The organism is Sphingobium sp. CECT 9361, assembly GCF_918741285.1.
Classification (GTDB): domain Bacteria; phylum Pseudomonadota; class Alphaproteobacteria; order Sphingomonadales; family Sphingomonadaceae; genus Sphingobium.
In genome coordinates this window covers 1-23,173 of record NZ_CAKKNC010000035.1, presented here as the reverse complement: position 1 = coordinate 23,173, position 23,173 = coordinate 1, and the positions used below count along the sequence as shown (strand labels likewise).

The 23,173-nt window shown below is 52.1% G+C and carries 12 protein-coding genes and 3 pseudogenes; 5 read left to right on the top strand and 10 right to left on the bottom strand.

All coding sequences use genetic code 11. The features are described from left to right. Positions 1–124: 124 nt before the first annotated feature. The 10 genes and pseudogenes from LQ220_RS23050 to LQ220_RS23005 form a co-directional block, all read right to left on the bottom strand. Positions 125–648 (bottom strand): annotated as a pseudogene (locus LQ220_RS23050) (transposase); the annotation flags it as partial. Positions 649–1,246: 598 nt separating this feature from the next. Then, positions 1,247–5,041 carry a glycosyltransferase gene (locus tag LQ220_RS23045; protein ID WP_230190400.1) on the bottom strand — a complete coding sequence of 1,265 codons (3,795 nt, stop codon included), beginning with the start codon at positions 5,039–5,041 and terminating at the stop codon, positions 1,247–1,249. A 397-nt stretch (positions 5,042–5,438) separates the two neighbouring features. Then, entirely contained in the window at positions 5,439–6,662 is a 1,224-nt protein-coding gene (locus LQ220_RS23040; protein ID WP_230190399.1) for a class I SAM-dependent methyltransferase, read from the bottom strand. Continuing rightward, a complete protein-coding gene (locus LQ220_RS23035; RefSeq protein WP_230190398.1) occupies positions 6,659–7,234 on the bottom strand; it encodes a dTDP-4-dehydrorhamnose 3,5-epimerase family protein in 576 nt (191 codons plus the stop codon). Before LQ220_RS23035 ends, LQ220_RS23040 begins: the two co-directional genes overlap by 4 nt. Before the next feature lie 129 nt (positions 7,235–7,363). Further along, a complete protein-coding gene (locus LQ220_RS23030; protein WP_230190397.1) occupies positions 7,364–8,296 on the bottom strand; it encodes an NAD(P)-dependent oxidoreductase in 933 nt (310 codons plus the stop codon). Then, entirely contained in the window at positions 8,293–9,399 is a 1,107-nt protein-coding gene (gene rfbG, locus LQ220_RS23025) for a CDP-glucose 4,6-dehydratase (protein WP_230190396.1), read from the bottom strand. Before rfbG ends, LQ220_RS23030 begins: the two co-directional genes overlap by 4 nt. Next, positions 9,384–10,157, bottom strand: a complete 774-nt coding sequence (gene rfbF / locus LQ220_RS23020) for a glucose-1-phosphate cytidylyltransferase (protein WP_230190395.1) — start codon at positions 10,155–10,157, stop codon at positions 9,384–9,386. Before rfbF ends, rfbG begins: the two co-directional genes overlap by 16 nt. Before the next feature lie 284 nt (positions 10,158–10,441). Next, positions 10,442–11,740 carry a methyltransferase domain-containing protein gene (locus tag LQ220_RS23015; RefSeq protein ID WP_230190394.1) on the bottom strand — a complete coding sequence of 433 codons (1,299 nt, stop codon included), beginning with the start codon at positions 11,738–11,740 and terminating at the stop codon, positions 10,442–10,444. 981 nt (positions 11,741–12,721) lie between these two features. Further along, positions 12,722–13,482 (bottom strand): annotated as a pseudogene (locus LQ220_RS23010) (IS5 family transposase). Between the two features lie 143 nt (positions 13,483–13,625). After that, positions 13,626–14,573, bottom strand: a pseudogene (locus LQ220_RS23005) (IS630 family transposase). 376 nt (positions 14,574–14,949) lie between these two features. Between LQ220_RS23005 and LQ220_RS23000 the strand changes: the two are divergent. From LQ220_RS23000 to LQ220_RS22980, 5 genes are all read left to right on the top strand, one after another. Beyond that, on the top strand, positions 14,950–15,690 hold the full coding sequence (locus tag LQ220_RS23000) for a class I SAM-dependent methyltransferase (protein WP_230190393.1): 741 nt from the start codon (positions 14,950–14,952) through the stop codon (positions 15,688–15,690). Between the two features lie 176 nt (positions 15,691–15,866). Then, on the top strand, positions 15,867–17,501 hold the full coding sequence (locus LQ220_RS22995) for a glycosyltransferase family 2 protein (protein ID WP_230190392.1): 1,635 nt from the start codon (positions 15,867–15,869) through the stop codon (positions 17,499–17,501). A 67-nt stretch (positions 17,502–17,568) separates the two neighbouring features. After that, entirely contained in the window at positions 17,569–18,276 is a 708-nt protein-coding gene (locus LQ220_RS22990; RefSeq protein ID WP_354958508.1) for a DUF5672 family protein, read from the top strand. Positions 18,277–18,666: 390 nt separating this feature from the next. Then, the gene (locus tag LQ220_RS22985) at positions 18,667–22,581 is read left to right on the top strand and encodes a glycosyltransferase (protein ID WP_230190390.1); all 3,915 of its coding nucleotides are present in this window, start codon (positions 18,667–18,669) and stop codon (positions 22,579–22,581) included. A 490-nt stretch (positions 22,582–23,071) separates the two neighbouring features. Further along, on the top strand, positions 23,072–23,173 hold a 102-nt coding region (locus LQ220_RS22980), incomplete at its 3' end, for a transposase (RefSeq protein WP_230190401.1).

The window sequence follows — 23,173 nt, the reverse complement described above, 5'->3', positions numbered from 1 at the left end:
ACCGCTCAGGCGGCCTGATTTACCAGCAGCGAAAACCCAATCTCCCAGGAGTAAGGGTAGCGATACTCCTGGGAGATCTTACCTCAAAAAAATGCTTGATGCCTGCGGTCCACAACGGATGCGTACGATACAATCGGCGAAACTTCTTGTGGTTGATCACTACGCCCTCGCGTCCCAGCAGCCAATGCAGGCGGCGATAGCCAAACCGGCGACGCTCCGCCGCAAGTCCACGCATCCGTTCCCGGATCGCCCCATCATCGCCTCGCCGGCTGCGATACCGCACCATCGTCCGGTCCACGCCCAGCACATCGCACGCCCGCCGCTGGCTCACCTCGAATACCTGTTCAAGGTGAGCCACCGCTTCTCGCCTGGCAGCGGGCGCTACCATTTTTTTGAGGTGATCTCCTTGAGCATCGCGTTGTCCAGCATCGCCTCCGCCAGTAGCTTCTTCAGCTTCGCGTTCTCGTTTTCAAGCTGCCGCAGGCGCTTGGCTTCAGACACCTCCAAGCCACCGAACTTGGCCTTCCACTTGTAGAAGGTCGCGCTGCTCACTCCGTGCCGCCGGCAGACATCCGCTGTCGGCACACCAGCCTCCTGCTCCTTCAATATCGCGATGATCTGCTCTTCGCTGAACCTGCTCCGCTTCATCCTATCCGACTCCTTCCACAGGGCCGGACTCTACTCAAATCTGGAGGAAAATGCGGGGCTCAGACCAGTCCGCCCGGGCCACGAAAATTGGGACCGGAGCAGGGCTTGAAACGACATGCAAACGCCGGAAAACGGCCGCAACAACGCTGGTCGGCTATCAATGCAGCCGCAAGGTCGATCCATCACTAAAAACGAAGGGGTAAATACGGGTGTCCAGTCAGATAATCAGGTAATCGCCGAAGCCGCCTGAACCGCGGCCCTCAGGCCGCGCTTACGGAGAAGTGCCTCACATCAACGTGCGCAATCCTGAAAGGGAGTCCCTTTTGCACGCCGTTGGGGGGGCCGTTTGGACGCTGATTGACAGTGCAAGAGATTCTATTCCGCTTGGGCAGTGATCGAGCATGTGTTCGCGCATCAGAAAAAAGCGGTCTGGGCTGTTCATCATAGTAACCGCACCAAATGGCCGGTTTTGCGGGTGTCCAGCTTACAGACAATCTCTTCCGACTTGTGCTTCTTGCTCGGCATTCAATGTCTTCTCATGGTCCATACTAGCATAGTCTATGGACCACTTACAGGGGGGCCGATCACCAAGGCGAGGTCAGTTAACTTCAAGAGGAACTGTCCCTGCCCAGGCGCTACGATTGTCCACCTTCGCAGTTCGTAGGAGTAAAGCACGGTCCACAGGTATGATTGACCTCATCTGTAGGGGCAATACTGCCTCCAGTCTGGGGGTCGTAGCAGTCAGCCAATTGTTCGTACGAGCGAGAAGAGCCAGCGTGACCATCAAGCTATCAGCATTGATGGTTTCGCCCAACTCATCCAAGGCTTGGAGCATAATTTCCTGGGCGATCAAGGCATTAGCACCTGCAACGACATCGACGAGTCTTTGACAATAAAGTTGTCCATGATAACCTCCCTGACGCGGATCCATCCCGCTGGAAGGCTCAATGACATTGCCGCTATCCAAAAGGCCGCCTGCCCAAGCGATTTTTCCATTTTTATCCAGCAAGGTACTTCCCACAACTTTTATGGCGGGGTCCAAATGAATGGGAACCGACAACTCTAACTCCGCCGTGCGCTGGTCCGTATTTTCAAGCAAAATTAAAACATAGTCTCCTGCTGCGCAAGCTGCGCGCAGTATCTCGATGCGCTTTACAGGGGGCTGCTGCCACAAGTTTATAGCCGGAACCATGGCGATGCCAGGTACAGCTTCTCTGGCGCGCACAGTCCACATGCCGGTATTCGGCCCTAGCTTGTTTTCTTCGATTAGCAACGCCTTATCGAGAGCGCGCGAAGCCAGATATCGGTTCAAGACGAAGCGCTGACTGGCGACAGCTGCCGGCTTTTCAGCTGTTTCCGCTGAGGCTGTCGAGCCGGGGTTGATGCGCCATGCATAGAGCTGCTCCGGCACATGTTTGAGTGTGCTGCCATGCTGCAGTGTCCGAAGAGTTGTATCCCAATCATGGCACCACGTCGCCTCATCATTGGTATAAGCATCAATCTCTCGCAAGAAATCGGTTCTGAACATCATTTGGTGAGTCACATAACAACAATTCAATATCTTTATATGATCAAAATCACTTTTATAGAACGGTGAGAATTTATTTGATGCCAGGTCTGATTTGAATTCGTCTGAATAAAATGCATTAGTTTCTGGATGGCGGAATGCTTCATCTGCGAGGATTTCTACACAATCTATTGTAATAAAATCATCGCCATCGACAGGAAGAAAGTAAACACCCGTAGTATTTTCAAGAAGGACCCTCTGCCCCCCGGAAATTCCTCGGTTTTTTTCAGATACTATCAATTTAACTCTCGGGTGCTCCCTTATTGAATCCACCCAGTCTCTTGTTTCCCGCAATGTGCTTGCGTCATCATGTATAATTATTTCGATATTTTTGTAAGTTTGTGCAAGTAATGATGTCAGCATTTCTGTTAGTAGTGATTTTGGCTGATTGTAGATGGAGACTGCAATAGTGAAAGTCGTATCTTGGTTTTGTAAATTCCTTCCGCGTATGCGGATGTGGTTATCCAATGCACGTTCGAAAGTGCCCCCCTCACTTGAGGCCGCCAACACCTTTTTTGTTTCGTAGTAAGGACTGCGCTGATCGTAGTTTATATTAAAATAAGGATCTTTGACTGAAGGAAGTATCTTAAATAGCATTTCTTTTTCACACTTAAATGTTCCTATTTTCGTGGCACTTTCAAAGTGATAAACTTTGATTTCTGGATCAACTACGCAGGTGAGACCAGATGAATTTATTTTTGAACAAAATTCAACATCGTTGTAGTTTAATGGTAATTCTTCATTAAACCCACCAACCTTCATGTATTGACTCTTTGTAGTTATCAATATCGCGCCAGTAATTCCGACTGACTCTCGCCGCATGCGCAGATAGTTAAAAGGCCCCCCATAGGTGGGCTCCTTGAGTATGCCGCTATGCGACGGTCCCTGCTCAAGCATCAATATGCCATTGTGTTGGATCGTTCCGTCTTCGTAGAGGCACATAGGCCCGATTGCGCCGACGCCTGGATGCACTTGCAAAAACCCCACGAGAGCTTCACCAGCATGCTTGGTAATGGCCTCAATATCGTCATTGAGCAGGCAGACATACTCACCTGAAGCCGCCTCAACGCCCATGTTCATCTTGCGAGACAAATTTAGATGGCGATCCAAATAATGCACCAATTTAACATTGGGTGTCTGACTCAAGAAAGACCGCTGTGCAGAGGTGAGGTCGCCATTGTGAACGACCACAAACTCCATATTTGGGTAGAAATTTGTAATGAGGAGGCTTCGGATGCAATTTGTCAGCAGATCGCAGGATTTCCCACGTACCATGCGGCAACCAGCTCCTGTAGGGATAACAATACTAAGCAGCGGCTCTGGTGCTCTTAAATTATAATCTATCCGCCAATAGCCGGCAGAAGGGCCAACCCCTACCTTTGATCTCGGCGCAAAACTCTCTACAAAGGCCGAAACTGCCTCTTTTTGCTTCTGCACCGCATAATTTTTCTCATTCAGCGACATAGCCGTGGAGCCGGGGATGGCCCGCCAGAAATAGCCGATTTGCGGGATATGAACTACCTTGCGGATCTTGCGCGATAAACGTAGGGCAAGGTCGTAATCTTGGGTGCCGTCATATTGCGATCTCATCCCACCTTCTGCCTGTACTAAATCTCGCCGATACACGCTCAGATGGCCGATATACATAGTATTTTCTAGCAAGCTTGGCGACCACGCCGGCTTGTAAAAGAAATCATACAGGTCTCTATCTAAGCTTATTTTACATTCATCTGTATAAAATAATTCGCAATCCCGGCCATTGTGCTTCCACGCTTCCCAGATTAACTCAAATATATCACGAGCTAGAAGATCATCGTGGTCGACCAGCGCGACATAATTGCCGGTGGCCACATCTATTGCAGCATTGGTCGCCCTCGAAATGCCATGGACCGTTCCCATGAATTTGACGCGCACGCGGTCGTCTTCACCAGCAAGACGTTTAAGTTCGGCAATTGTGGTTGGATCACTCGAGCAATCATCGCAAATCACCCATTCCCAGTTGCCATATGTTTGATTTCGAATAGAGTTAAAAAGTTCCTTAAGGTATTTTGCCGACGTGTTATAGGTTGGAGTTATAATGGATATTCTGAACGATTTATCGGACAAGATTTTCGGGTCTTCAAATATATCAGGGTTGCAATACTTATGTATATCGCTACTTACGTAGCTTTTATTCGCTATCTTAGGATATTTTCTATTTTCTTTGTGCCCATATTCAATCCAGTGAAGAAGGGGGTTTACCTTTGCTTTCTGGATATCGGGATTCTCTTTTAAATAGCATTCTGAATCGAAATGCGGCGATGCGGCACGACCTTCTTGGGCACCGTGACGGATGTAGTGAAGTGCGGGATCGTAATCGCCGATATCGGTATGCGTTGCACGGTACCAGCGTTCGTCGAACAAACCGCTGTTAAGGATTTTTTGCCTGTGCTGATCTTCTAACGCCTTTGCTTCTGCGTCTTTAGATGCCTGCTCTAATGCGAACACAGGTATGGAGGATTGTGCTATAGACGTTTGCGCTTTGAAAGTCGTGCGAACCGGAAAACGGCGCCCTTCCTTTGCCCCATGGAGAATCCAGTGTAGAAGCGGATTGAAATTAAGATCGTAAACATCACTGTTATCGGCCAAATAGAGAACGCTATCAAACGTTCCTGATGGAAACCGCCCTTCGATCGAGCCGTGACGCAAGTAATGTTCGATTGGATCGAAATTTCCTATGTCAGGGTATGTCGATCGGTACCAGCGTTCGTCAAATAGACCACTTCTCTTAATGATCTTATATTTTACATCGCTTGAACCTGAATTCCGTTTCTTGAATATCCGCATCTCAAGCCTCTAGTTTGAAATAAATTATTTCATTTCTGATCAAGTTTTAACAAGTTCGGATCATAATCCGGTTCCTGTGATAAAAAAGCGATTTGCAATTCAGGAAGATACGTGACCGAACATTAAACTGGCTTACCGTCGACTGAATGCGAAGCGGGAATTGCTATCCTAGCGCCTATTTTAGAACAGTGGTGCATTAAAAATGAATACTCTGGTTTGACATCATGTAATATGCACGCGCTCCATGGCGTCCAACTGCCGCCGTCCGCTCGTAGCGGTCTCGATTTCGGAGCTACTCTGCCTCAAAAGCGAATGAAAGTAAGCCGCTGAAGCGATCCAACGTAGATTTTATGACAATCCAGACCGGTCGCTTCCAAGCATCTAAGGCACTGAGCTGTCAAAAAATTTCTAGCCGAGGAACAGCTACAACGAAGCGTGCGCCCCAATCTCCAACACGGTGTTGGGATACGATTTCTTCCCGAATGTTCCAAGGTAGAATTAACACAAAATCTGGCTTGCGCTCATAGAGAGCTTTAGGGCTGAGGATCGGGATATGGCTTCCTGGGAGATATTGCCCTTGCTTTGAAGGCGCGGCATCGCAAACGAAATCAATCAAATCAGAGTGAACACCAGCAAAATTAAGTAAGGTATTGCCCTTGGCTGCCGCGCCATAGGCCGCCACTGACTTTCCTGACTTTTTTTGTGTGATAAGGAACTCTAAAAGGTCCAGTTTTATTTTTTCCGCACGCACTGCAAGCGTTTCGTAATATTGCGACGTATTGACCCCTTCATCGCCCTCTTCTGCTAATATAAGCGGAACCGCCGGGGTTTCCGGGTGCGTCGTTGCTGCATTGAGGCACAGATACACACGCAACGATCCGCCATGCGTAGGAATCTTCTCGACATCAAAAATCCGCATTCCCTTGGCAGCGAAAATTTTCGTTACTGCAGTGAGCGAAAGATAAGAGTAATGCTCGTGATAGATAGTGTCGAACTGACACTGATTAATCAGGTTAACCAAGTGCGGAAACTCAAACGTGGCGATACCTTCTGGTGCTAAGAGAATGGAAAATCCTTCGGCAAAATCGTTGATATCCGGAACATGTGCGAGCACATTGTTTGCTGCGGTGAGCGACGCATGTCCGCGCGCAGCAACTAACTCGCGGGCCAGTTCAACGCCGAAGAAGCGTTCAACGCTCTCTATGCCCTTGACGCGCGCAGCCGCAGCGGTGGAAGCGGTCGGCTCGATGCCCGTGCAAGGAATGCCAGCATCTTTAATAAACTGAAGGAGGTAACCGTCGTTGGAAGCGACTTCAACGACCCAATCCTCTTCCGTCAGATGAAAACGGGCAATCATAGCTTCTGCATAGCGCTTGGCATGATCGACCCACCCCTGCGAGACCGAAGAAAAATAGGGATAGTCCGGCGTGAACAGCTCATCTGACCTATGGTAAGACGGCAATTGCACCAGCCAGCACTCTTCACATACAAAGGTCTTGAGCGGGGCATAGACCTCACTGCTTTCAAGCATGGCCGACGTTAAATAGGCGTTAGATGCCGGCTGATGACCGAGATCGATCAACACATGGCTGAGCTGTGCATTGCAATGCCTGCAGTTCATATATTCAATCCTTCGAATTCCTGAGTCAGGAGCGGATGGCTCAAGTCTCGTTTTGATATATCGGTCGGGTCAAGGGGCCAATTTATGGCAAGCAAGGGGTCGTCCCAGCGAACTCCACCCTCGGCACCGGGAGAATAGGGTGCGGTGTGCAAATAGAGCAACTCGCTATCTGGCTCGATAACCTGAAAGCCATGTGCGCAGCCTTCGGGTAAAAAGAACATATTGGCCGATTCCGCACTGAGTTCGACTGTCGCGTGCTTCAGAAACGTAGGGGATGCACGCCGTAGATCGACAGCAATATCGAACACGCGCCCTTTTATGCAGCGCACCCATTTGGCTTCCGAGTATGGTGTCTTCTGAAAGTGTATTCCCCTTAAAGCACCGACCTGTCGTGTGAGGGAGTGGTTCACCTGTACTATCGGTCGACCTGCGTGGATTGCCGCCAGCGCATCCCTGTCAAACAGCCGAGCGAAACGCCCGCGATCATCGTGAAAAGGGCGGCTTGAAACCGTTAGGGCGCCTGCCACGGCAGTTTCCCTAACATTGCCAATCGGACCATTATCTGCAGTCATATCCGCGTCTCCTTTGTGCGCTAACAAATCACGCAAAAGACGGTTTGACGATGGCGAAAATCTGCTTCTTGTGGAACAAAGATCTAAACATCCGCCGATGATCGAAGAAGGCCGCAACAAAAAAACAGATCATTGCGGACGCTTCGCGATCAAGGCTTGCTGGCGCCACCAAGCAACTGTTCGCGCGACACCATCAGTCAGAGAATATCGAGGCGTAAATCCGACCTCATCTCGTAACCTTCTTATATCCGCAGAAAGCTCCATCGGCTCCCCCCCAGAAAAAGGGCGCGCACCGAAGGTGATAAGGCCAGTTGTTGTGGTGGCCGCCTCAACGTGCTCTAGTAATTCGCGAACTGAGATGCTCTGACCACTAGCAATATTCACTGCACCAGTTGTCGATGAATGCGCTAACATAGCGAGCGCTAGTGCAGCATCCTCAACATAAATAAAATCCCGCTTTTGTAAGCCGGGAGTGGTCGCAAGCGTCCTGCCTTCGAGTAGCGTGTTGACAGCATCAGCCAGAAGCTTGCCTTGTGGTTCACCGGGGCCGTAAAGGAAGAACAGCCGCCCCCATGCAACCGATAGTCCCTCTTGCTGGCCTATCGCCTCCAGCAGGCTCCACACGCTCGCTTTGGCTTTCCCATATAATGTCCCGGGGGAGACAGACGAGGTGCCCTCCTTTAGCGGCGACATTGACCAGTCATATTCCGCGCAGGAACCAACGCCGACGATACGCCTCCCGCCCGCTTCGGCAAAGGCGCGAAATAATTTGAGGCTGGCCGCCACCCAATCGCAATTCGCCAGATCTGTCCAGAATTTACCGGGAGTGACCGACCAAGCTAGATGAAGGAGTATTTCGGCGTCCGTCGCTTCTATCGTAGCGCTCAAATCCTTCGGTTGCAACAGGTCCACGCGATGAAACGTCGTTCCAGCAATGGCCGGATCTTTACGCCCGATAATATGAACGTCACAATTAGAAGCAACAAGCGCCCGCGTTGTTGGGCGACCGATATAACCGCTAGCGCCTGTTACTAGAATTTTAGGTCGATGGGTGAGGGTCATGTTTGCGATACGTCTGCCAAAGCCGTGTATTCTTCGATCTGCTGCAAAGTTAGTTCGGTGGCGTTTTCACCCTTCGCGTAGCGTGTATACCAATCATAAGTCCAGTCCAGCGCTTCACCCAAAGGCAAGCGGGGTCGCCACCCTAAATTAGCGCGAGCCTTGGATGCATCAAGGGCGAGAGACGACGCTTCATGCGGTTGATGGCCATCGGCAAGACGCCACTTGCGCGCACCCTTTTCGACACCGAGCAACCGATCGACAATGAACGAAACGGGTTGCACGTCATCCATCGCAGGGCCAAAATTCCAAGGTTCCTGCGCTTCGCCTTTCCACAGACGTTCAGCAAGCACCAAATAACCGGCTAGTGGCTCAAGTACATGCTGCCAGGGCCTTCGCGCAGCAGGATTGCGAATGATAAGTTCCTGTCCCGCGGCTAGGGTGCGGAAGAAATCTGGTACAAGCCGGTCTAAGGCCCAATCCCCTCCACCAAATACGTTGCCAGCTCGGGCCGTAGCTATAGCTATCGTCTTTCCAATCCTATTGTATGCTGGCATGTCGGGAAGGGAAGAGCGCCAGGCTGCTGTCGCTATCTCTGTGCAGGCTTTGCTCGCACTATATGGGTCGTGGCCACCAAGAGATTCATTTTCCCGATAAGGCCAGAGCCATTCTTTATTTTCATAACATTTGTCGGTTGTAACAACTAGTACAGCGCGAACCGAGACGCAGCGTGAAGCTGCATCAAGCACCTGTAAAGTGCCGATTACATTGGTTGAGAAGCTCTCGATGGGATCCGCATAGGATCGGCGCACTAATGCCTGCGCGGCAAGGTGCAGCACAACATCAGGCTGTTCCCTTTCCATGATCCGGCTCAGTAAAGCCTGATCACGAATATCACCGATAGTCGTAGCCGCCCCATCGTCCGCGATCCCGGACAGGACCGAAAGATTTGGTGTGGTTTCCGGCTTTAAAGACAATCCATGCACGTGCGCACCCAAGCTGCGCAGCCAAAGATAAAGCCAAGCCCCTTTAAAACCGGTATGTCCCGTTAACAGAACCTTTTTGCCGCTCCAGAAATCGGGAGATGGATTTACCAGAGCTTCCACGGAGCCTGCCCTCTGTCCCAAAGCTCTTCAAGGTGGCGCTTATCGCGCAGCGTGTCCATCGGCTGCCAAAAATCCTTATGAGCATAGGCGCGCAGTTGTCGATCACGTGCAAGCCCTTCCAAAGGCTCCCGTTCCCAAATGGTTGAATCGCCATCTATTCGATCCAAAACCTTCGGGGACAGGACAAAGAATCCACCGTTTATCCAGCCACCGTCCCCCATTGGTTTTTCTTGAAATCCGGTTACGAGGTCGCCTTCGAGTTCTAGCGCGCCAAAACGGCCTGGAGGCAGAACTCGTGTCACCGTCGCCTCAGCGCCATGAGCGAGATGAAATGCCATGAGCGCACCAATATCGATGTTGGCCAATCCATCTCCATAGGTCATGCAAAACGGAGCGTCGCCGATATGCTCACGTACCCTGCGCAGGCGACCTCCGGTCATTGTCTCAGCCCCGGTATCAATCACCGTGATCTTCCAAGGTTCACCATACGCGCGATGAACAATAGTTTGACCAGTTGACATGTCGAAAGTGACGTCAGACATATGAAGCGCGTAGTTAGAAAAATACTCTTTTATTAGATAGCCAAGATATCCAGCGCAAATAATGAAGTCATTTATGCCATGGTTAGAATATATCTTCATAATATGCCATATAATAGGCCGCCCCCCAATTTCGATCATCGGCTTTGGCTTCAGGCTAGTTTCCTCGGAAATACGAGTACCTAGTCCACCAGCAAGTATAACAGCTTTTTTTATCATCGAACTTTCCTAGTAAAATCCGTCACTCGCTGAAGTGCGGTCAATAGTATTGAGCCAAACATGATTTTGTACCTAGAAAAACCCAAATAAGCTGCCTTGGGAGGCTCCATCGAGGGAGTTTTCTTCAGAGTGCCGCCTGCCACGATAGCAACAAAGCTTCTAATCGCTACCACATCTCCGCTAAGCGCATGCGCAGGCCAACAAGTTGCCTAGCCCCCGATAATAGGCGCTCTTACGGCTTAGCATAGGGATTTTGGGCATAGTCAAAATTTATTCTCAAACCATTAGATTTCACGCCCTTCAGAGATACCGTGGATGATATAATGGCGCAAGGGATCCACCCCTTCAGCACGGACATCCGGATATAATTCATAGTACTGCCCCGCGTCGAACAAACCATACTCGGTAAGCTGACGCAATTCCCGCTTACGTCGGGAGCCAGCAAATATTGATTCCCACCAGCGTGGGGGTGCCATCACAAGTGCATTAACCTTACGTAGCCACTCGAATTTTCGAGCGAGAACATCGGATTCTACCAGTTGCTCCTTAGCATCCTTGAGCTCCATTACAAGATCACGATGGTGCGCTTCGCGCATCTGCAGATTTTCCTCAGCTCGCTTGAGCGCCGCGATCGCATGCTCTTTCGCCTTTTCAGCTACAGTAAGGGCCTGCATCATACGTGCCGCCTCTGCCTCTGCCGCCTGCCGATCGGTCGAAAGCCGGAAGATCGATGCATCCGTTTCCGTTAGTTTACTCCTCAGGTTTTCAACTTGTTCGCTGAGTTGTGCAAATTCGTTCTGATGCTGAGCCAATATAATCTCATATTGGCTCTGGTTGGCTACAGTGCGCTGATTTTCGTCGTTAATTTCTTGTAAAAGCAGTTCTGAGTGTTTCTGCATTTCGACAAGCGCGCGTCTTAGCTCTTCAGCGTCGATACGCGCACGCGCTACCAGCAGCATATCTTCAGTTTCCGCGATCGGATTGATTGGCTCGCCCGAATCTCCTAAAAATACATTGAGGCATGGAATTTGCTGATACAGAAGTTGGGTCGGGGCGTTCCCATGCCCTCCAGCTTTGTGGAAAACAGCAACAAAATCATTCCAAATGTCATTCTCCCGGTTGGCTATAAAGCTCTCAATTAGTTTAATATTCTGCCCTTGAGATTTCCCCCAAGCGGCCAGCGCTCGCCCAGCATCCGGATAAAAGCGCCAGCAATCCTGAGGATATCGGTGAACTACGCCATTTGACGGTACATTAATGTATATGTAGCCGCCGCTCTTCGCTTTCCGGCACATTTCGAGAAATGTATTCCAAAATGCCGAGTCATGCTCGAGCACTGATGATGCAATTACGAGATCGAAATGATCGTCTTCTACTGGAAGTGGCTCACCAGGAGAGACCACGATGTCTACGCCGGGGCCTGGATTGAAATCTAGTCCCACATAATTCGCTTCATGGCCCGCGTAATTACGGAGCGATCCGTTGACATCATACGCGCCAACCTCGAGAATTTTTGATTTCGAAAAATCAGAATAAGTGTCTAAGACCAGACATCCGATCCGAAATGCAGTATCGTGCATCATTTAACTTTCATGAAAATGCAAAGTAACTTTTTACTGACATCAACATCCATCACCAAGTAACTCTAAACGAGCTGTCGAATTAATTTAGAGTTACCTCCAAATTCGCCTATCAGCCCCCGCCGGAACGAGGCATGGTGAATAGGCGCACACGGCTCTTGCACATCCTCGCCCAAATAGATATTCGGCCTTGCCGAGGTGGCGTAGGTCCAGTCGACCCACTGCCTCGTCTGAAAAGACTGGTGTACAGTAGATGCAATCATCGAAATAAATAATGCGTTGCTTGTGACGACCTTGCGGGGGAGGCGGGTCAATCTGACGGCTCCCACGATGCAGCAGGTTCGCGCACAAGATCACCGACTGCCATTTGTGCGCAAGCAAGGTTTCTTCCTTAACGCAATGGGCTTCACACAGCGCGCTCCAGGCGGGGCCATAGAGGCCTTGCGCTGAACTCGGTACACTGCCGTAATCTCGCCACCCTATTAACGCGTTCGCCATAATCGGCCGACGGTGCCAGCCAGGGTGGAAGAACAGGGAGCCCGCAGCGGGGTTGTTATCTTCCTGCGCGAGCCATACTCTATCCATGAAGAGTTCCGGCAGGCTGGAACAATAGACAGGGTCGGAGTAGGCGTCCTGTTGCTTGCCTACCGGAAAGTTTGACGTTGGAAACGGCACAGCACTGATGCCATAGAGTTTGCTCAGCAGATGCAGTACCGTCTTGTTTGCAGCTATAGGGGGAGACATCCTCGTCAAACGCCCAAACATTCGGGATGCGGTGCCCACCGGCTGCCTTATTGCTTTGCGGAATTTTCAGACGAATTCGAGAATAGGGACGCACGCTTGTCTTCATGCATCTACTCCTAGACGATGTTGATATAGTGAGCAATCATGCGTCGGGAGGCGCCCAATCCATGCAACAGGTCTCTCAGGATCTTGGCGAAATCTTGCCTGATCGTGCTGCGATCATCTAAGGCTTGTGGCGATTCATCGTGAATTGATGACGGCCGCGGCAAGATAGATCATGGCCTCGAAGCTCTGATCGGCTTTGCAGGCGCGCATGGCGATGCGTTTAAACTCTTTTGAGTTTGCAGAAGAAGTTCTCGATCAGGTGCCGCCATTTGTACATCTCAGCGTCCAGCGGGATGGGTTTGGAGCGGCGCGGGTGTTGCGAAATGACGACTTTTGCGCCGCGCTCGTTAAGATATGCGACGATGTCGTTGCTGTCGAAGGCTTTGTCGGCGAGCAAGGCTCCGAACTGGATACCCTAGATCAGAGGGGCGACACCGATACTGTCGAAGCGGTTGCCGGGCATCAAGCGGAAGCGGACAAGGTTGCCCAAGGCATCGGTCAGCGCCAGTATCCTCGTCGTCATGCCGCCTTTGGAGCGGCCAATGGCCTGGCCCTGAGCCCCCCCCCTTTTTTTGCACCTTGGCCGTGCCGATGGACCTCGACGATAGCGGCATCGATCATAGTATATTCCATGTCCGGCTCCTCCGACATGGCATCAAAAAGCCTTTTAGAAACATCGGCTTCACGCCAGTCGCGGAAACGCCGGAATGCTGTACTCCAGTTGCCGAACATGGCAGGAGATCACGCCATGGACTGCCCGTTCGCACAATCCACTGCACTGCCTCCATGAACAGCCGGTTCCTACCGCTCCGTCCAGGGTCCGTCGGCTTGCCCAGACAGCGTGGTTCCATCTTCGCCCATTGGGCGTCGGTCAATACGAAGCGATCCACCCACAGTAAGAATCATATCTCCAGCAATATGGGAATCCCAAATCCCCACAAGCCTTAGGTCGCGATAGAGCTTCCCCACAAGCAGAGCCAGTTCGGCAAACTTGTGATCGCCTGTGGCGATGACGCGCTTCCCCTAGAGCAAAATCTGATCATTCCGGTTCATATCCTGTTGCGGTGAAGTAGTTGGCACATTCGTCTGGGGTGAAGCGCAGAAGCGCGTAACGGATGACATCCCACAAGTCTGGGACGGTCCTTGCCGCCGCCTTGCGGAGGATTGCCTTGAGCTTAGAGAAGGCGTGCTGGATCGGGTTGAAGTCGGGGCTGTAGGGCGGGAGGAAAAGCATCCTCGCACCCGTCGCTTCGACGGCTTCGCGGGCAGCGATGCTTTTGTGTGCAGGCAGGTTGCCGAGAATGACCACGTCGCCCGGTCGAAGCGTCGGGGCGAGGACCTGCTCGGCATAGGCGGTGAACCATCGCCAGTCATCGGCCCGTCCAACACCATCGGTATGGTCATTTCTGTCCGGCGTAACGCGTCTGTGAAGGTGGTCGTCTTCCAATGGCCGTGCGGGATTGGTGAGCGACACCGCATGCCCCGCTTTGCCCGCACCCGCAGGCGGGCCTTCCTTGTCGATGCACCGGCCTCGTCGATAAAAACGAGCCGCTCGGGATCGAGATCAGGCTGGGCCTTAAACCAGGCGCATCGCCGCGCGGCGACGTCGGGTCGCTCCTGCTCGCTCGCGCGCGCCATTTCTTTTCAAGATCATCGAGTGACGGTCGAGAAAACGCCAGATCGTGCTCGGCGCGAACGCCGCATCATTCTCTGCCCACAGCAACTCGGCCAGTTCGACAAGAGTAATATCCACCTGGTTGTCGATGGCCGCAAAAAGGACATCGCGAAATGCTTCAATCCGTTCAGGGCGTGTGTCGCCGCCCTGACGCCTTGCGGACGCCGTCCCGCCCTCGCGCCGTTTACGGACCCAACGCACCGCATTGGAGGCGCTTACGCCAAATCTCTCCGCCGCGGCACGTCGCGACAGCCCACCGTCAACTGCCGCGATCACCCGCGGCCGCGAATCTCCAGATATAGCTTTTGTCACGCCTGACTGGCCTCCGCATCCAGGAAACACGATTAATCAGACTTTCGACCCTTTGGAATACCCAATGATTCCGCCAGGTCAGATTATGCTCTACAAGAACTAGCAGACGCGCTGCTGGCCGCCGCTTCAACGGCAGACGCACTACCAGGGAGGCGTGGCGCAAAAGCAATTTTGCCTGCTTTTCGGGGCAGTAGCAAGGCGCTCGCCGACTCACTGGCGGAGCAACCTAATATACCAAACACCTGAATTTTTCGGTTTTGGAGGCGTCCACTTGATCGCAGCTTCTTAACGTTTCTGCTACAAATCGTCAGAGGTTGCCAAAATGCCGCAAGCGTGTTGAAAGTCCGTCATTATGACCTCCGGAGACTTGCACCAAATGTTACGATTTCTTCAGTTCCTATCCGGTGTACCTGCTAAAACGCACTCGGTCCGCGACTATCAAAAGCTCGTTCGCAAAAAGCTACGGAAGATGCCGGCTGATCGTTCGCTGGCGTTGGCCCAAGCCATCGGTGCAGAAACGATGGAAACGTTCGTTTCACAGGGCGACGGACAAGTCGCGGTGTTGCGTCACTACGGTCTTGTTGATCAGATGGCAGTATATGATCTGGGTTGCGGGTGTGGGCGAACCGCTCAGGCGTTGTGTCGTTCAGGCTGGCAAGGTAGCTACACCGGTGCGGACGTAGTGCCTGAATTCTTGGACGAGTTGGCAAGTCAATGTCCAGGGTATACAACTGTGCTCAATTTCACGCCCGCCATCGTAGCGGCTGACGCCTCTTTAGACATGGTATTTCATTGGTCGGTGTTCACGCACCTATTCCCAGGTGAGTCCTATCTTTATACCGCCGACGCATTCCGCGCATTAAAGCCGGGTGGTAAGATGGTGTTCTCGTTCTTGGAACTAGAGGATGCAGCGCATAGCGGAGTTTGGGACGCGAGTATCAAGCTGCTAAAGCAGGGTCAGGCTGCTGTTCATCTCGATGCTTTCCTCCACCGTGACTGGATCCGCCGTTTCGCCCGCGATGCAGGTTTTTCGGAACCGATCTTTACCGACGGCTCGGACGACACATGCCACCCCTCGTTTTGGCAAGCTTTGGCGGTGTTGCAAAAACCGATCTAACACTCTGCCGAGGTGTTTTGATATGATGTCTTCTCAGAGGTTTCTGCACCGAGCGGGTAAAGCATATCGGAGCATGACAGTTAGCCCGCAACCGGTTGCGAGAACGACAATAAGAGTGGATACCACCTTCTGCTTTTTCTTGTTCCGTCCCTCAATGTCGTTATCGCACAAAGCCTATGCAGTCGAACAGTAAAGAAAGATTTAGAAAAAAAGCGACCGTATGGTGGTTGTTGCTGTTAGTCCACGGTGACGCTTTACGCGCTACCCCACTTGCTTACCTGACGGCAATTCAATGGAAACTTCGCTGCAAACGGTTGCGAGCTCGTGGGCAACTCGCACCATTGCTTAGTCAATCACCAAGAGCCTATAGGCTATGGATGTTGCAGCAGGACGAGCCGAGAAAAGTCGATTGGAGCGAAGCTGATGCCACACCGCCGATCGTGGCGCTGATCGACATAAGTATGGGCGAGAGCCGGCTGGCCGACACTATAAATAGCCTATCTGCGCAAGGAGTGACGGCATTGCTGATTGGGACAGCTGCCTTGCCGACCCTTTTTGAAGCTGCTGCGCGTATAGACTGGGACCAAAATCCATGGCTCATGCCGATCGCCTCGGGAGATATAGTCGATCCCGGCGGAATACGCGCCTATCGCAATATTGTTGGCAAAACGGATCTGACAGACAGGGTGCCAAAGATCATATATGCTGATGATGATTTGCTAGACTGGAGAGGACGTCGCCACACGCCACATTTCAAGCCAGACTGGAATAGCGAGCTATTTTGCCATTTTGACTATATCACCGGCGCATGTATTCTGCGTGCGTCGTCTCAGGACCTGGAGGCACTTGCCGGCGTAAGCGACTGGGCGCAGCAGTTAGTATCGCGTATTGCAGGGCAGGTCTCGCCAATCCATCTCTCCCAAATGGTGCATCATCGCTGCGCGCGCCCCATGCCGCGCGTTCCAACGACCACTGCCCAGTCTCATGATCTGCCTTCGGTTACAGTGATCATACCCACGCGAAACCGCGCGAATCTGCTAAGGACATGCTTGGAAGGCGTCGCTGCCACCCATTATCCGAATATGGAAATAATCATAGTCGATAATGCGAGCGACGATCCTCAGACCTTAGCCTATCTTGAAGCGCTTGACCCAGCAAAGTACCGGGTATTATGTCACCCAGGCGTCTTCAACTATTCGGCGATCAACAATCGTGCGGCAAGCGAGGCACGAGGTGATCTGCTGTGCCTACTTAATAATGATATCGAGATCATAGATCCCAATTGGCTGGCAACTATGGCCGTCCAGGCTCAGCGCGAGGATGTGGGGGCGGTAGGGGCGCAATTACTGTATCCAGATGGGCGTGTGCAGCACGCTGGGGTTGTGATCGGAGTGGGCAATGCAGCAGGTCATGCCCATCGCTTTGTCTATCCCGATGAAGACGGCTACTTCTTTCGCCACGCTTTGCCGCAATTCACCGCGGCGGTGACAGCCGCCTGCTTAGTCGTGCAGCGGGAACGTTTCTTTGCAGTCGGAGGCCTTAACGAGCGTAACTTTCCAGTAGCATTCAACGATGTAGATTTATGTCTACGGCTGAACCAGCGTGGTTGGCAGTCGTTTTACGAGCCACGAGCGACCTTGATCCACCATGAATCGGTGTCGCGCGGCCTGGATCAGGATCCAATAGGTGCAGCGCGCTTTGCCGGCGAACTGGCTGCGCTGCAGAGGCTATGGGGAACGAACAGCATTATAGACCCCTTTCACCATCCTGAGCTTAGTCGGGCAAGTGAACGTTTCGTGGTGTCAATCTAATGTCATGGTAAGATGCAGTCTTTCCCGTCTTGCACTACCTCAGGTTACGCTCTGTGCGGCCACGTCGGTGAATGTAGCGGCGACGATGCGGGCGCTGGAGGTGAGCGTTGCCCAGGTCAACTTTGCTGCGTGCAAGCTGTTTACCGACGCGCCAGTCACGGCCCATCATCCTGACATCACTGTTATTCCGATTACTCGCCTCGGTTCCACGCAGGCGTACTCTGATTTCCTGCTTTCACAAATGGTTGACCATCTAGAAACCTCGCATTGTCTCGTCGTACAATGGGACGGTCATGTCCTTGATACGCGGCGGTGGCGACATGACTTTTTGAACTATGACTATATTGGTGCGCGTTGGCCACAGTTCGCCGATGGCCATGATGTTGGCAATGGCGGATTCTCCTTGCGCAGTCGGCGGTTAATGGAAGCGTGTCGCGAACCGCAATTTCTTGCATGCCACCTTGAGGATATCGCTATCGCTCGACTCAATCGCACTTGGCTGGAGGGCAAGGGGCTACGTTTTGCTTCGGGCGCGCTAGCCGACCTTTTCGCCACCGAGCGAGCAGGTGATTTGGAGACAAGCTTCGGCTATCATGGCGTATGGCACATGCCCCGAACGATTGGAGTTGAGGCATTCTGGCAAGTCTATCGCGATCTCGATGACAGAAGTACGATCAAACGCGACTTCATGGCCATCCTCAAGATTGTAGGGCGAGGAGCGGGCGGTGCAAGTCGAATGGGGCGAATGATCCTTGATTTAGCAAAACAGTTTTAATGACTTGCAAAACTGGCAGTTCTGTGGCGCCCAGTGCGAAGTTATAAGCTGTGACGAACGCGCTTTCGGCTAGGCTCGCTAACTCTTTTTGCTCGCTTTCATGCGTGCTTTGCGGAGAAAGCCTGCCGTAAAAAGAGGATTGCAATCGCTCTTCATGACCAAGGCTAAACCGTCTTCATCTCGGCAATGCTAATACCAAGGCGCCTAACCAGATCAACGGAATCTGCCACGGTACTGTCGTATTCTCGATGATCCGCAGATCGTGCCTTATACAGCTTTTTGTAGGCAAATCGAAATAGTAGCAGCTTTGAAATTTAAACTCAAAAAATTAGCCCGAAGTATTATGGTTAGGGAAAAATCTGCAATCAGTTTCAGACTAGGTATATAGCGATGAATGTAGTCAAAAATATCAGAAACTTGTTTTTATTCGTCATAAGCATTAGAAAAAATAATAAACGAAAACGCGTAAGTGAAAGGTTGCAGGCATTAATTGAGACGGATGTTAATCGCGAAGACGGGTTATTCGACGCAGATTGGTACGAAGCTACTTATCCAGACGTATTAGCTGGTAAACAAGCTGCTTTGAGTCATTACTTAAATCACGGACATAAAGAGGGACGCGATCCCGGCCCTAATTTCGACACACGATTTTACATCTCGACCTATCTCGATGTCAGCGCGTCTGGCCTGAATCCTCTTTTGCACTACATTCTGCATGGGCGTGCTGAAGGGCGTCGGTGTAAGCGTGCCGGCTCATATGTTGCAGGGACCAAAGACGTGCGGCATGTCATCGTAAAAGAAATGACGCTCACCACCGGTAAGGATGCGGCAATCCTGGTGACGCACGCTCCAGCGGGCCGGCTTAAACCGCATGTTCTGCCATATGTTGAACAACTTTGCGGCTCAGGTCTGTCCGTTCTGCTCGTCGCTATTGCAGATCGCCCACTGGAACTACTGGACAAGGAGGTGACTGCCCTTGCAGGCATCATTGTACGCGACAATGCGGGATATGATTTCGGTGCTTGGGCGCACGCCTTCCAGCTATATCCGGCACTCTATGGAGCAGGCTTGCTCGTGATGGCGAATGACAGCGTCATTCCCACGGCCGATGTCAGTATTTTCAGAACCATGATTGCCCGGGTGCGCGACTGTCCTGCAGACATCGTGGCGCTAACAGCCAGTCACGAATATGGCTGGCACGTGCAAAGCTATTTCCTAGGGTTGAAGCCCAAGGCCCTGAGTTCGTGGGGGTTTCAGCATTTTATTCGTGATCTTCGAAGGATTGATGACAAGGATGAGGTGATCCGCACCTATGAGGTACCCTTTGCGACGAACATGCAGGCCGCTGGTCTTTCGGTACGCGCATTGTATGCGGGATCGTTCCCCGCAAACCCTACATTCTTCAGCTGGCGTGAACTCATTGACCAGGGCTTCCCCTTCATCAAACTCCTGATGCTGCGCAACGAGTTTAAAGAAGTCACCGACCAGTTGGGTATGCTAAGGGAAATCCATAAACAGTGGCCGCTCGTACTAAAAAAAGCAGGTTTCGATGTGGAACTTGTGAAAGCGGCGCTCCGCGCAGCCGAAATTTCCTCTCTACCTGAAGGATCCAGCCGGGATCTGCTGGTCGATGCTCGGCAGTTCGAGGCCATCACCACCGATCATCGGTTGCGTATCGCTTTTTTTGGCCCCTGGAACTATGAAAACGGCCTTGGTTCAGCCAGCCGCGAAATACTCAGCGCGATCCGTCACATTGATGCGAGCGTGAATACCTATCCAGTCATGAAGCCCTTCCACACCCATCGGCTTGTTTGTCCAGCTATCGAGACTATCGAGTTTAATGGCCGTCCCGATATTGCAATTGTGCATCTTAACCCAGATTCTTGGAATGTCTTAACCGACGAGCAACGCACCATCATCGAGTCGGCAAAGCAGCGTATCGGGTATTGGGTATGGGAAACTGATACACTGCCTCCAGCATGGCAGCAGGAATTGCGTTCGGTTGACAGGGTATGGGCGCCCAGCACCTATTGCGCAGAGATTTTCTCCGCTGCAGTGGATATCTCGGTCGACATTGTCCCGCATCCAGTGCGCGTACCAGGCAGAATCGCTTCGGACCGTGAGGCCACGTTGCGCCGGTTTGGGATTGATCCGAACCTAAAGGTGATCCTCTACATCTTCGACGGCGCTAGTTATCTTATTCGTAAGAATCCCGATGGCCTAATTCGTGCTTTTGAAACATCTGGTCTAGCTGCGCAGGGCTGGACGCTGGTTCTAAAGACTAAGAATCTCTACGACAACCCCGAAGCGGGAGAGGCGCTGACCAAGCTCGTTAACGCGACTGCCGGCGTCCGCATCCTTGAGGTTTCGCTCTATTCTGATGAAGTTACTAGCCTCATGGCGGCAGCAGATATTTATGCGTCACCTCATTGCTCAGAAGGATTCGGGCTGACCGTTGCTGAGGCTATGGCGGTTGGTAAGCCGGTGGTCGTGACAGACTACGCCGGAACGAGAGATTTCGTTGATGAGACATGCGGCTATCCAGTCCCTGCAAAAATGTGGAAGCTCGACAAAAATTACGGCCATTATCTTGCGGGCCATGGCTGGGCAAAAGTCGACGAAGATATCTTAGCGACCGTACTCGTGAAAGCGGCTCAGGCGATCATGGCCGGCAACCATGCCATCGGTGGAGCGGCAAAGGTCAACATTGCGCGTCTTTTATCCTATGAGGCTGTCGCAGACGTCATCAAGGTAAGCCTAGAAAAAACTATCGAAAATTCTGGAACTCAAAAGGTAGCGGCCAGGCGACAAAGAAGGATCGTACATCTTCCACCACCGCCTCAGATCGACCCAGATTTTTCGTCTGCGCAAAGCTTTGGCGATATGCCCGGATCCGAAGGATTGGTTCCGGTGCCGCTGGAAGACGATATGTCTTGGAACGGCGACGCCTTGCCTGACGGCGCGCCGACGGACTGGATCCTGTTTGCGCCCCGCAATGCCTACGTCTCTCCAGAAGCGAGACATTTTGTTCTGATCTCCTCAATGAACCGACCCGACGTTTCCCTTTTTTACGCCGATGATGTTGCAGCGGGCGAAGCCATGCTCAACCGGCTCAACCTTAAACCCGATTTCAATCGCACACTTCTTATAGCACAAGACTATGTCGGCGCACCGGTCGCTGTGCGCCGAAAGATGCTGACGGATATCGGCGGTCTTGACCATACCCGCGGCAGGGCGGTGCTCTACGATTTAATTTTGCGCGTAGCAGAAGCAGGGGGCGCAATTTCGCGGATCACGGAGGTTCTGATTGGATATAAAGGCAAGCGTCCAGTAACTGATATCATGGTCCGACAGGCAGTAATTACCGAGCGCAAAGGCTTCGATGACATCGCCCTTGTCGAAGGGGGTACATCTGGATTGTTGCTCCAACGGCGGCGCTTTACGGACAAGTGCCACCCCGCTGTGACGATTGTGGTTCCCACGCGGCGAGCGCGTCGGCCACAGTCCACAAAAACATATATCGAAACTTTGCTCGCCAGCATCGCCCAAGCAAAATGGCCGATGAATCGTATCTCCGTGATTGTGGGAGACGATGTTGCAGGCAAACCCGATTGGGCGGAACATCCGTGGCCGTTTAACCTGAAGTGGATCGAGACGCCACGTGCCTTGGGTGAACCGTTCAACTACTCAAGTAAAATGAATCAGCTGTGGCGTGAGGCGAGTGATGAACAGGTCATATTCCTGAACGACGATGCCGTTCCAAAGACTCCTGACTGGTTGCTAGCTCTTCTAAGCTTTGCAGTTGACGAAAGTGTCGGGGGGGTCGGAGCCCGTCTCTATTATGACGACGGCAGCATCCAGCACGCCGGAATGTTCCCGTCATTTCGGACAATCGTTCATGCGTGGCTCGGTTGGCCGATCGAGGCGGCGACCTATAATGATTGGGCCATCGCGCAACGAGAGTGGTCTGTTGTTACAGGCGCGGTCTTTGCGACCCGCCTTTCGATTCTCAAGCAAACGAACGGCTTCGACGAACGTTTCAGCCTGGAATTCAACGACGTCGATCTATGTCTGCGCATCCGCAACTTGGGCTATCGCATCGTTTATAATCCCGATGCGGAATTCACGCATACTGAAAAGGCCTCCCGCGGAGAAACCATGCCGCCAGGCGAAGAAGTTGCGCTATTTTTGTCGCGCTGGGGACGGTGGCTGGATAATGATCCAGCCTCTCATCCCCATCTTTCCAAGACAAGGCTCGATTTGACTGCTGAGCCAGGAACGAATGCTTGGTATCTCAGTAGATAACATAAATCAGCGTGGAAGGTAGGGTTACCCATATTCCAACGACCATGCTTCTAGCCTACTGTCTCTATGCCATGACGATATACCCCGTATGGTGGAGAGCACTCTTGGAAGAAGGTAGCCCATAACCATTAGTACCAATTTGCTATTTGGACGCTTCGAAAAAAAGCCGGGTGATTTTGGCTTGATGGCGTAGCAGTCGGCGCGCGGGAGGTGACGAAGGCTCGGTTTCCGGCGATTTTGATAATGTAATTTTCGCATCGGCCGCACGGTGCAATCCGGTTTCAGATCATGCAGGCGCTGCTAGGCAACCGCAAAAACTGGGGCGTGTTTGGAGCATTCGTGATTCATTAAGCGGTAGCCATCGGAGGCGGGGTGACATGGATCCGAAGTCTCTTTTCAGTCTGAACGATCACTTTGAGATGCCGCGTGACGTGCTCCCCTGAATTGTGACCATTTTTTGGTAGAGTCCGACGCCAAGGAGTCGGGCGATATGAAGCGAAGCAGGTTCAACGAAGAGCAGATCATAGCGATCTTGCAGGAGCAGGAGGGCGGCATGCCGACGGCGGAGGTTTGTCGCCGCCACGGGATCAGC